Annotated in this window: 7 protein-coding genes and 4 pseudogenes; 3 read left to right on the forward strand and 8 right to left on the reverse strand. The window is 47.0% G+C overall.

All coding sequences use genetic code 11. The annotated features are described in order from the left end of the window. Positions 1-12: 12 nt before the first annotated feature. Positions 13-1,509, reverse strand: a complete 1,497-nt coding sequence (gene ubiD, locus SYMBAF_RS14195; RefSeq protein ID WP_040264187.1) for a 4-hydroxy-3-polyprenylbenzoate decarboxylase — start codon at positions 1,507-1,509, stop codon at positions 13-15. A gap of 868 nt (positions 1,510-2,377) precedes the next feature. Here ubiD and SYMBAF_RS14200 point away from each other — a divergent pair. After that, positions 2,378-3,546 (forward strand): IS3 family transposase gene (locus SYMBAF_RS14200; protein WP_152609001.1). Its coding sequence is split into 2 segments (ribosomal slippage): positions 2,378-2,627 and positions 2,627-3,546, totalling 1,170 coding nucleotides; the frame shifts between segments, so codons are not numbered across the junction. A 9-nt stretch (positions 3,547-3,555) separates the two neighbouring features. Then, a pseudogene (locus SYMBAF_RS14205) lies at positions 3,556-3,732 on the forward strand (IS1 family transposase); the annotation flags it as partial. Positions 3,733-4,390: 658 nt separating this feature from the next. On the opposite strand, the gene SYMBAF_RS14210 reads toward SYMBAF_RS14205, so the two are convergent. The 6 genes and pseudogenes from SYMBAF_RS14210 to SYMBAF_RS14230 form a co-directional block, all read right to left on the reverse strand. Beyond that, the gene (locus tag SYMBAF_RS14210) at positions 4,391-4,723 is read right to left on the reverse strand and encodes a YceK/YidQ family lipoprotein (RefSeq protein WP_040264191.1); all 333 of its coding nucleotides are present in this window, start codon (positions 4,721-4,723) and stop codon (positions 4,391-4,393) included. A gap of 360 nt (positions 4,724-5,083) precedes the next feature. Then, positions 5,084-5,763, reverse strand: a pseudogene (locus tag SYMBAF_RS14215) (IS5 family transposase); the annotation flags it as partial. Between the two features lie 161 nt (positions 5,764-5,924). Then, positions 5,925-7,196 carry a valine--pyruvate transaminase gene (locus tag SYMBAF_RS14220; protein ID WP_040264257.1) on the reverse strand — a complete coding sequence of 424 codons (1,272 nt, stop codon included), beginning with the start codon at positions 7,194-7,196 and terminating at the stop codon, positions 5,925-5,927. Between the two features lie 225 nt (positions 7,197-7,421). Then, positions 7,422-7,784 (reverse strand): annotated as a pseudogene (locus tag SYMBAF_RS17915) (NAD(P)-dependent oxidoreductase); the annotation flags it as partial. Then, positions 7,773-7,868 (reverse strand): annotated as a pseudogene (locus tag SYMBAF_RS14225) (sugar kinase); the annotation flags it as partial. The pseudogenes SYMBAF_RS14225 and SYMBAF_RS17915, both read right to left, overlap by 12 nt. Before the next feature lie 71 nt (positions 7,869-7,939). Further along, positions 7,940-8,689, reverse strand: coding sequence for a sugar phosphate isomerase/epimerase family protein (locus tag SYMBAF_RS14230; RefSeq protein WP_040264193.1), 750 nt, complete (start codon positions 8,687-8,689; stop codon positions 7,940-7,942). A gap of 1,023 nt (positions 8,690-9,712) precedes the next feature. Between SYMBAF_RS14230 and SYMBAF_RS14235 the strand changes: the two genes are divergently transcribed. Continuing rightward, entirely contained in the window at positions 9,713-10,459 is a 747-nt protein-coding gene (locus tag SYMBAF_RS14235; RefSeq protein ID WP_040264194.1) for a helix-turn-helix transcriptional regulator, read from the forward strand. On the opposite strand, the gene SYMBAF_RS14240 is transcribed toward SYMBAF_RS14235, so the two are convergent. Then, positions 10,418-11,083 carry an acyl-homoserine-lactone synthase gene (locus tag SYMBAF_RS14240; RefSeq protein ID WP_040264196.1) on the reverse strand — a complete coding sequence of 222 codons (666 nt, stop codon included), beginning with the start codon at positions 11,081-11,083 and terminating at the stop codon, positions 10,418-10,420. The two genes, SYMBAF_RS14235 and SYMBAF_RS14240, sit on opposite strands and share 42 nt — an antisense overlap. Positions 11,084-11,234 lie beyond the last annotated feature (151 nt).

Genomic DNA, 11,234 nt, shown 5'->3' on the forward strand with positions numbered 1-11,234 from the left:
CAGAGCCTGACATTAGAGCGTCGGTTCCCTACCAGTGAAAATTGCCAGCTCATCCCAGATTTCATCGACGCGCGCCCGCACTTTTTCATCCATCCGAATCGGACGGCCCCATTCGCGCTCAGTTTCACCCGGCCATTTATTAGTAGCGTCCAGCCCCATTTTTGAACCCAATCCGGAAACCGGCGAAGCAAAGTCCAGATAGTCGATCGGCGTATTCTCTACCAAGACGATATCCCTTGCCGGGTCCATACGGGTCGTCATTGCCCAGATCACATCATTCCAATCACGTGCATTGACATCATCATCACAGACGATGACAAACTTGGTGTACATAAACTGGCGCAGGAATGACCAGACCCCCATCATCACGCGCTTGGCATGACCGGCATACTGTTTTTTGATGGTCACCACCGCCAGGCGATACGAGCACCCTTCTGGCGGAAGATAGAAATCAACGATTTCCGGGAACTGTTTTTGCAAAAGCGGCACAAACACTTCGTTCAGCGCCACGCCCAGAATCGCAGGTTCATCTGGCGGCCGGCCAGTATAGGTGGAATGATAAATCGCGTCGCGGCGCTGAGTAATGTGAGTAACGGTGAACACTGGGAAGTTGTCAATTTCGTTGTAATAACCAGTATGATCGCCATATGGGCCTTCTGGGGCCATTTCACCCGGTTCAATGTAACCTTCCAGCACAATCTCCGCACTGGCGGGCACGTCCAAATCGCAGGAGAGGCAAGTGACCACTTCAGTTTTGCTGCCGCGCAGTAACCCTGCAAAGGCGTATTCGGACAGGGTATCCGGCACTGGCGTTACCGCACCGAGAATGGTCGCAGGATCGGCACCGAGCACCACCGCCACCGGGAAGCGTTCACCGGGATGCGCCTGGCACCATTCCTGATAATCCAGCGCGCCGCCACGGTGCGACAGCCAACGCATGATCACTTTATTCTTGCCCAGCACCTGCTGGCGATAAATGCCCAGGTTCTGACGCTCTTTATGCGGGCCACGAGTGACTGTCAGCCCCCAGGTGATCAACGGCGCAGCGTCTTCCGGCCAGCAATGCATCACCGGAATGCGGCTGAGATCGACATCATCGCCCTGCCACACCTGCTGCTGGCACGGTGCAGACCCCAGCACTTTAGTCGGCATATTCAGCACTTGCTTGAACTTTGGCATTTTGGCGAATAGATCGCGGAAACCCTTTGGCGGTTCAGGCTCTTTGAGGAACGCCAGCAGCTTGCCGACTTCGCGCAGCGCGTTGATATCTTCTTGCCCCATGCCCATCACCACGCGTTTGGCGGTGCCAAACAAGTTGCACAATACTGGCATGTCATAGCCTTTCGGGTTTTCAAACAGCAGTGCCGGGCCACCCGCACGCAGCGTGCGATCAGCAATTTCTGTCATTTCCAGATAGGGATCGATTAGCTGGCTGATGCGTTTTAATTCCCCTCTCTTTTCCAGCAATGAGAGGAAATCACGTAAGTCACGGTATTTCATGCAAGCCATTACACCGTTGATTCATAGTAGATTTAAATGCGTTAATGCATTCATGAGAAAACCTTTATTTTGACCTACATTTATTTAACTGTCTGATTTCAAGGTGCTTCACTGCTTTCGGCTAGATTAACAAATTCTAGCTAATCTGCCCACATTACTGCTACGATTTTGGGTTGTCACCACCATAGTGCTTGGATAACATCAACATAAATTTTAATCAGCTTAGAGCCTATCCCGGTAGGCGTACATTATTGCAGCCAGTTTGAACCAGGACTGCGTGCAACAACCGCAGCCTATAGGGAGTCCGTGAGGAGGGTGAACACTGCCCAGGGCGAAAATGGCAAATAAAATAGCCTAATGGGATAGGTTCTTACTGGCACCAATGGCAGTTCCTCCCGACCAAACCACCCACGGCTTGCTCACCTCGCTTTTTGTGCTCTCGTTGCGTTACCGGCCTGTGTGCAAGATATTGCGACGTTCCCAACGTCAGAGCAACTTTTCATCGTCCGTTAGCGCGCTACTGCCCAGAAAAAGAAGCGTTTTCCCAAAACAATGGCGAATGATTTTCAATTGTTAGGCCACAAACAGTGAATAGGGGCAAAGCCCTAATCTCGTATTGAGTATGTCTGGCGCTGATACAGTGACGATCTACAACAACAGAGCGATCTTTTTAAGTAGCCTACACGCTCAGGCGGCGAACTTGTTTCTCCAGCTTGCGGATATGTCGCTGCTCCGCATTATAGGCGACGTTGTGGGGGACGGCCCTGACACTCCTGCCCCTATGGGCAAGAACCGCCGTTCATGGTGTAGTGGCACACTGAATTTGGCCACCTGAACAGAGGTGATATGCTCACCTCAGGACATTACAGGTGCTTCAATGAAAAAAAGAAATTTCAGTGCAGAGTTCAAACGCGAATCCGCTCAACTGGTCGTTGACCAGAACTACACCGTGGCAGATGCAGCCAGTGCTATGGATGTCGGCCTTTCCACAATGACGCGATGGGTGAAGCAGTTGCGTGATGAGCGGCAGGGAAAAATACCTAAAGCCTCTCCCATTACTCCTGAACAAATTGAAATACGTGAGCTGAGGAAAAAAATACAACGTATTGAAATGGAAAACGAAATATTAAAAAAGGCTACCGCGCTCTTGATGTCAGACTCCCTGAACAGTTCTCGATAATCGGGAAACTCAGAGCGCATTATCCGGTGGTCACACTCTGCCACGTGTTCGGGGTTCATCGCAGCAGCTACAAATACTGGAAAAACCGTCCTGAAAAACCAGATGGCAGACGAGCTGTATTACGCAGCCAGGTACTGGAACTGCATAGCGTCAGCCATGGCTCTGCTGGCGCAAGGAGTATCGCAACTATGGCAACCATGAAGGGCTTCAGGATGGGACGATGGCTCGCCGGCAGGCTCATGAAAGAGCTGGGGCTGGTCAGTTGTCAACAGCCCACTCATCGGTATAAATGCGGTGGCCTTGAACACATCGCTATCCCGAATCACCTTGAGCGGCAGTTCGCAGTGACAGAGCCTAATCAGGTGTGGTGTGGCGATGTGACCTATATCTGGACAGGCAGGCGCTGGGCCTACCTCGCCGTTGTTCTCGACCTGTTCGCGAGAAAACCGGTGGGCTGGGCAATGTCGTTCTCACCGGACAGCAGGCTGACCATCAAAGCGCTGGAGATGGCGTGGGAGGCCCGGGGAAAACCAGCCGGAGTGATGTTCCACAGCGATCAGGGCAGCCATTACACAAGCAGACAGTTCCGGCAGTCACTGTGGAGGTATCGGATCAGACAGAGTATGAGTCGGCGTGGAAACTGCTGGGATAATAGCCCAATGGAGCGCTTCTTCAGGAGTCTGAAGAACGAATGGGTACCGGTGACGGGTTACATAAACTTCAGCGATGCAGCCCACGCAATAACGGACTATATCGTTGGGTATTACAGCGCGCTCAGGCCGCATGAATATAACGGTGGGTTACCACCAAACGAATCGGAAAACCGATACTGGAAAAACTCTAACGCGGTGGCCAGTTTTAGTTGACCACTACACGTTAACGTTCATTGTCCCCGCTGTGATCCTACTCTGGTTTATCGCCATGGTCAGAACCCTAAAGATCTGGTGCGCTTCCACTGCCGTGAATGCCGCTCCGTATTCCAACTGACCTATAAGTCCAGCGTTAAAGAGCAAATCGTTAATATAGCCTTTAAGGGGGCTGGGGTTAAAGATGAAACCTTTTTCACCGCACTATCGGCGCTCGTAAATGACTGTAGGAATTTTTCTTGGGATAGGACTTGATTGGTTATTGTATAGAAACAGTACGCGTATCGAGTTAAAGAATGGTGAGACTATTTTTATTCGGCAATGAAGCCATATTAATTTAATTATCACCCTAGTCATATCTATACTTAAACCCATTCTGACAGCCACGCTAGAAATAAATTATTATTTATATGGATTTTTTCATTAAATATAATACTTGGCTCTGATAATGGATTATTACATGAGGCGTTTTGAATCCCATAGCACCCTATTATAGGATAATGTATTGATATGATTTTACTCACTATTTACTCTTTTATTAGGGAAGATTGAGTGAGACATAAAGCAAAAAAAGAAAGACGTAGATAATAGTTTGTAGGATACAATTATTCCTGCTTGCTAAAACAGCTGATGGCATAGGGATAAAAGCTTTCAGTACTCAGCTATACGGTCGATACCAGAAGCCTCCGTTAATGTAGGCACAACTCAATCAACGAAATCCACGAATGGAGGGCGCGCGAACTGTATAACCAAGTCTATCAGCGCGAAAAATATTCGCACCATGGAGGTAAAAATCTATAACAACTCAATGGTGATAAAGCAAAGTGGCGGAGGCTAGCGATAATTAATACGTCGCAGAGTCGGTGCTATGGGGTGTCACCAGGTTTGGTTCTTCACCGTGCAGGATGCGCGCTTTCGGCGAGTCTGCGGTGCCATCGTTGCCGGAATTCAGGTAGTCATAAGGCAACAAAATGGTATCCACCAGTGCTGAGAACGGCAGATCAAGCGCCACCAGTGGCATCATCACCCAACTGGTGTTGTCACTCTTCAGCATATCCACGCAGGCTCGCGTGCCAGGATAATAACCCTGATTCGAGCCAGTATGGCTCATCACACTGGAGCAACCGCTGGTTGCTAACAGCATGCAACTGGCCACTATCAATTTTATCGTTGCCATGAATCCATCCTACAGGGTTGCTGTTCCCCAGAAATATGCTGATTTACAACATCTGTTGACGTTTTAGAAGGAACAAAGCCCCACTTTGTGTCGGTTCTCTCACTTTATTGTAAGTGATAAAAAAATATTCGCAGTACCGATTGTCAATTTTGCCGCTCACTATCATGAAATGATGAGGCTCATCTCCATTTTCACCACAAGACAAGATTAAGCATTCGCCGCAAGGGAGTTCCGACTCATTGGCTTGTCCAGAATAGTAGCAGGCTTATTATCGAGACCTCGCTAAAGTGCCTTAGGAGGCTGCCTTATGCGCAACTTTATCTTTCCCTATTATACCGTTCCGCCACTAGGCTATGTCCCTTAAATGTATAGCTTTTGGTAAAAGAACCGGATACAGCCCAGTTTCACCATCGTCAGATAATTCCGTACCGTTTTTTCGTAACGTGTGGCAATACGACGATATTCCTTTAATCGACCAAAACACCGCTCCACTATATTGCGGTGGCGATAAGCATTATGAACGAGTTTTTAACGTCCATCTGAAACCATTTTTCGTTCGATTTTCGGGGGGATAACCGTTTTACCTCTCTGCGTTTCAGCCCGTTACGCTGTGTATGCCCGGAGTAAACTTTATCAGCCAGTACCGCACGTCCACGATATTTCATGCTGCCGTCTTCACGCTGCACGCCAATGCCGTCCAGAAGGCGTAACGCGAACTGACTTTCGTGGGCCTGTCCGGGACTCAGCACGATAGTTAACGGGATACCGCTTCCATCTGTTGCCATATGGATTTTGGTGCCATAACCATCGCGTGAGCGACCATCCAGAGCGCTGGCAGAGCAGTCAACAAGACCATGAGCATCAAGGTATAAAAGTAACCAGTTAAAAATAAATTTAATCACTCCCGACTTCGACCACCGATTAAAACGGTTGTAAAGGGTTTTCCGTGGGCCATATCGCTCAGGTAAATCACGCCATGGTGTTCCTGAACACCGTGTCTAAAACATTCCGTTAATGATTTTACGCTATTGTGCCCATGGTCACCCAGGCTGTAGAGATGTCTCCGACGTTAAATTTGAAGACGGCTTGTTGCACATCAATCTGCTACACCGAACCGGAAGCGCTGCTGCCGCAGCGCATCAACAGCACACCGAATAATCGACAAAAAGAGCGGTAATAGTTAGCTCATAAACGTGGTTCTTTACAGCGCTGGCACTCCGAACCCGGCTTCCTTATGAGCGCGCTCGATCTCTTCCGCCAAAATCGCCACGCCACGTTCAATCTTCTCTGCCTCCGGCACATAATTCATACGCATGCATTGATGGGTGTGCGACCACTCATGCTCCAGCCCAGGGAAAAAGTAATGCCCTGGCACCATCAGCACGCCGCGCTTCTTTAGGCGCTGATATAGCACTTCAGTGGTAATCGGTAGATCCTTGAACCACAGCCAGAGGAAAATCGCCCCTTCCGGCTTGTGGATCAGGCACCGTTCTGGCGATAGGTAGCGGCGGATTGTTTCGATAGTGTGCTCCAAGCGTTGTTTATAGAACGGGCGGATCACCGTTTTCGACAGACGCAACAGATCGCCACGTTCGATCATTTCGATTGCCATCGCTGGCCCCATACTGCCAGGGGACAGGCTGATGATACCGTTCATATTGGTCAGCGCGCTGATCACTTTCTCGTCGGCGATCACGATGCCGCAGCGCAAGCCTGGCAGACCAAGTTTCGACAGGCTCATGCACAGAATGATATTCGAGTTCCACAGTGGTGTGGCCTCGCTGAAGATGATGCTGGGGAAGGGTACGCCATAGGCGTTGTCGATCACCAGCGGAATATTGCGCTGCTGCGCCAGTAAATCCAGCTTCATCAGTTCTTCATCGGTAATCACGTTACCGGTCGGGTTGGTCGGGCGCGAAACGCAGATCATGCCGATATCGTCGCCGATACTCAGGTGTTCGAAATCAACGTGATATTTGAACTGGCCTTCCGGCAGCAGTTCGATATTAGGTTTGGCTGAGACGAATAATTCTTCTTCCAGCCCAACATCGGCATAACCGATGTATTCCGGTGTCAGTGGGAACAACACGCGTCGGCATGAACCGTTGGCGTAGCGGCCAGCGAACAGATTGAACAAGTAGAAAAACGCGCTTTGACTACCATTTGTTAGCACAATATTCTGTGGAGAGATCTGCCAGCCGAGTTCATCGCACAGCAGATTGGCAAGCGCTTTCAGCAGCGCGTCCTTGCCTTGCGGGCCATCGTAGTTACACAGTACTTCGCTCAGTTTGCCCTGATCGAGCATATCCTGACATAATTGTTTAAAGTAGCTTTCCATCTCTGGGATCTGCGCAGGATTGCCGCCGCCAAGCATGATAGCACCGGGGGTACGCAAGCCTTCGTTTAGATCATTCATCAAGCGTGTGATACCCGTATAACGGGTAAATTTGTCGCCGAAAAGTGAAAAAGTCATAAATAGAAATAGTGTTTTTAGTAGGGATTTATCCATCATACCGCCAGATAAATTCCGGCGCAATACAGCTAATAAATCAAACACTTTGCATAAATTACGATAAATATGTCCTCATAGCATATGATATTACGTTGCTTGCTGTAGTGGTCGATCGCCGAATGGTTGGACACGCGGAGCAAGCAGAATATCATAGCCAGCTATCTACAGATAAGCGGCCATGCTGAGTTACTTTTGCAATAAGTTTTCTCTCACCGTGCCTGTCAGCGCAGCGGTCAGGTTATCTAACGCACATTCTGCCATGCTTAGCGCATTTCAGGGGTGGAAGAACCCGCCACTACGTTTGGAAGCCGCAGCAGCGTGGAAGATATCAGCAACAGCTCTTTCTCGACGACAGCCAACCCGGCTGACATGAAGCGTACTGTTTTGCAAAGCTCTAATCAGCGCTTACTCATCAACTACCGCGCCACAGTCCAGATCACAATGAGGGACGCTAAAACATTGTTCGGCTTGTACATGGGGTCGACGCGCGTTTTACAGCACTGGCATGTCAGAACCAACATGTACAGGTTATGCCAGCGCCAGGCCGATGACTACGTTCAGCTCAGCACCAGCGATACACCTGGTGAAGATTTCCACTTCTGCGAGATCACCGGTTTTAACCGCCACGAACATTGCCCCCGCCTCACCCAGCGTGATCACATCCAACGACGCGTACACACCATTGATAGCGTTGTCATCATGATCTACTCGGCACGCAGAAGGTTAACATAGTGTCGGGTCACCTCTTCCAGGTCGTCGCCTTGCAATGGGAATTCGAGACCACGTGGTGCCTCCTGCGGCAGGCGAGCCAGCAGATCACGCCAATGGCCCCCCTTGGCCAGCGCAATGGCACGCCAGCCACTATGGCCAAGGGTGGCAGCTTTGACATGCACATAGCTAACGTGGCGCGCCAGGTGTTCAGCGGCGGCTAACGCATCTTGCCCCACCCACTGCCAGTTGGCCATATCGAAGGTCATGCGAACTGGCAGGCAGTTATTTTCCGCTTCATGGAAAAAGGCGCTCAGCAGCGACAAGCTACCGCAGTCCGGCGTCTGGTCATTTTCCACCACCAGTTTAACCGGGTGTTGCTCCAGCGTTACCTTCAGTTCGGTAAAATCAAAACCTGGCTGATAGTGTCCGAGAGACAGCTTCAACTGGCGTGCGTTCAGTGTCTGGGTCTCAGCCAGCAACGCCGGCAGGTTAGGGTTCACCCCATGCTGCTCGGTAAACAATGCTTCTGGAGCGGAATAGACGGCAAATAGCTGCTGGCGTTCAATTTCCTGCGCCAGTTCTGGCAAAGACGCCAATTCATGTTCGGAAAACAATTCGCGGCGAATTTCCACGCCATCGGCTCCCGCAGCAGAGATAATGGGCAATATAGCTGCCTGACCACCAAGCTGACGGACAGTATCGGTACCGTACGCACCAGTTATCACGATAATTTCTTTTTTCATTTTTCGCTCCTGAGGTTGTATTGCCCCCACCGAAAATGTGGCATTAATGTAACATAAAGTCGTTTTTATTTAATTAAAAGTGACATAAAAATATGATCTAAATCACTAAGCTGCGCAAAAATAGTCGTAATAAATGGGGAAAGAAAGAGTTTGCACGCAAGCTACAGGCCACACTAACGTCGGGAATTTAACGGGTAGTAGATCCGCAGATCCAGCTTTTTCTGCTCGTTGAGTGCTATTTCCATTCGTTCGGCCAACAGGCCAGGATAAGTCGTGTTGCTCCCAGTTGACTTTATTGTTGATATTACACTAACAGGGTGAAGCCGTACGGTTTGCAAGCGGCTTAGACACCGCGTATCACGTCTACCGAGTAGCGTATCGGTGAGGATCACACCAATCAACCGTGTTCAGCTTTGTCGCTGTATTGCCGCCTTCCTGCAACGTGAATTATTTAGGATATCGGTCAGATACTGTACTTTAGTACAACTATTATTCGTAAATAAATACCCCTACTATTTATTAATAATAAGACATTTCAAATCTAGGCATAAAAGCTGATCCCATTAAGGATCAGATAGCCATTTGGCTAACACCAGGGAACCCTTTTTTATTCTCATATAATAAAATATTCACTGTTGATTTCTTTCTCCTGCGGCCGCAAGGTCGCAGGTGTTCAATCCATCGATCCGCTTGCTTACGCCACTCATTTTATTTCTCTCCTTCTGTTGTAGCACAACTACACACACGATAAATTGTTAAAAAAATGATATTGATATGCTTTATTAATGTATTACAAAAAAACAGTGCTTAAGTTTTTGGTATTACTAATAACCCACTAATAAATAAAAATAATTTATTATGCATCTGGTAATCACCTTATTATAACAATCTGTTGGCATTATAAAATACCAGTAAATACATAAAGTTAACTAGATTTTTAATAAGGTTATACTCATGTTATAAATTGGTGCTATACTTCGCTTGTTGATTTATTGGAATAATGATTCTCAAGGAGACTGATCCGTGTCTAATTCATTTTTTAGTGATGAAATAATTAATACCTCGATAAAAAATAAGTTGGAAAAGGAGCTAAGTGAATACAGCAACATTAAATATGCTTATGCGATAATGAATAAGAATAATCCCACTAATTTTTCTATAATATCAAACAGAACCGAATGGTTTGAGTTTTATATAAAGAATAACTATCAATTTATCGATCCTGTGCTGATTACTGCCTCACACAGAATCACCCCGTTCACATGGGATAAGGATCTCACGATCAGTTCGGGGATTAAGTTGCCAAAAGTTTTTGTTATGGCTAAGAATTACAATATCCTAAATGGATACACATTTGTGTTACACGATAACAACCACAATCTTGTGGTGCTATCCATCATGTTGGATAAATGTTGTGACGATAATATAGGAGAACAGATCGAAAATAATAAAGACAAAATTCAGATGCTGTTGCTCACTACGCACGAAGAACTCACTGCTAATTATCAGCGTGTGAATACTCCCACAGATTTTGAAAAAATGAACCAACGGGAGATATTTTCTAAGCGCGAGAACGAGATTATTTACTGGGCAAGCATGGGAAAATCCTATCAAGAAATCGCGCTTATCCTGGGGATAAAGCTTACTACAGTAAAATATCATATTGGCAACGTGGTTAAAAAACTGGGCGTTACCAACGCTAAGCATGCCATCAGACTAAGTATTGAGTTACAGCTGATCCGGCCGCTTCTCACTGATGGGGAAGGATAATGGCCAGGAGTCCAGAGGATTGCCCGATAGGAAAGCTTGATGGGTGATGCGCTCGATCATTCGGTGTTGGTTGTCGTCATCTAATGGCATATAAACCAGATAAATATTTTTATTTTTCTCAGAACAGCCACGTTCCACTACCGATATATCCCAACCTGAGCGTTGAAAAATAATCCGCATAGCATGGCTAATGATCGCGTAAATCCCTTGATATCCAAAGTTTCTGGCGAAATTAATCATGGATAAAAAAAGTATTGAGCTGATCGGCTGTTGACCGAGATCTAGCGTTCGTACTCGTTCTTTATCAATAAATAGTCTGCTCGCTTCAACATAGTTCCCTGCTGGCAGAGTGATTTTATTATTAAAGTAAGCGTTAAATTCCCCACAAGAAATCATATTAGGATACTTAGTTTCAATAAATCGCAGGCTGCAAATAACATGATCTTGATAAACACCAAAAATATAGGTGGTATGATGACTATCGTACTCATCAAACTCCATGCTATTTTCACAATTCACTATCCAGTCGAGACGATCTTTAAACGTTTTTTTTCTCAAAGAGAATAACTCTTTTGATCTATTATTGGAAAGTAGATTATAGCCTACATCATAGAACTTCATCATTCTAACTATTTCCCCCAATCAAGTTGATCGTTTAATTTTTTTATATAGCTATGGCTAATTACCCTACCATAGTCACTATGGCAAGTAAATTGGAGCCATCAATAACACTGAGCTATATTTTTATTTTCTTTTCATTTCATTTACTTCTTTG

Origin of the sequence: Serratia symbiotica (assembly GCF_000821185.2) — a bacterium.
Classification (GTDB): Bacteria; Pseudomonadota; Gammaproteobacteria; order Enterobacterales; family Enterobacteriaceae; genus Serratia; species Serratia symbiotica.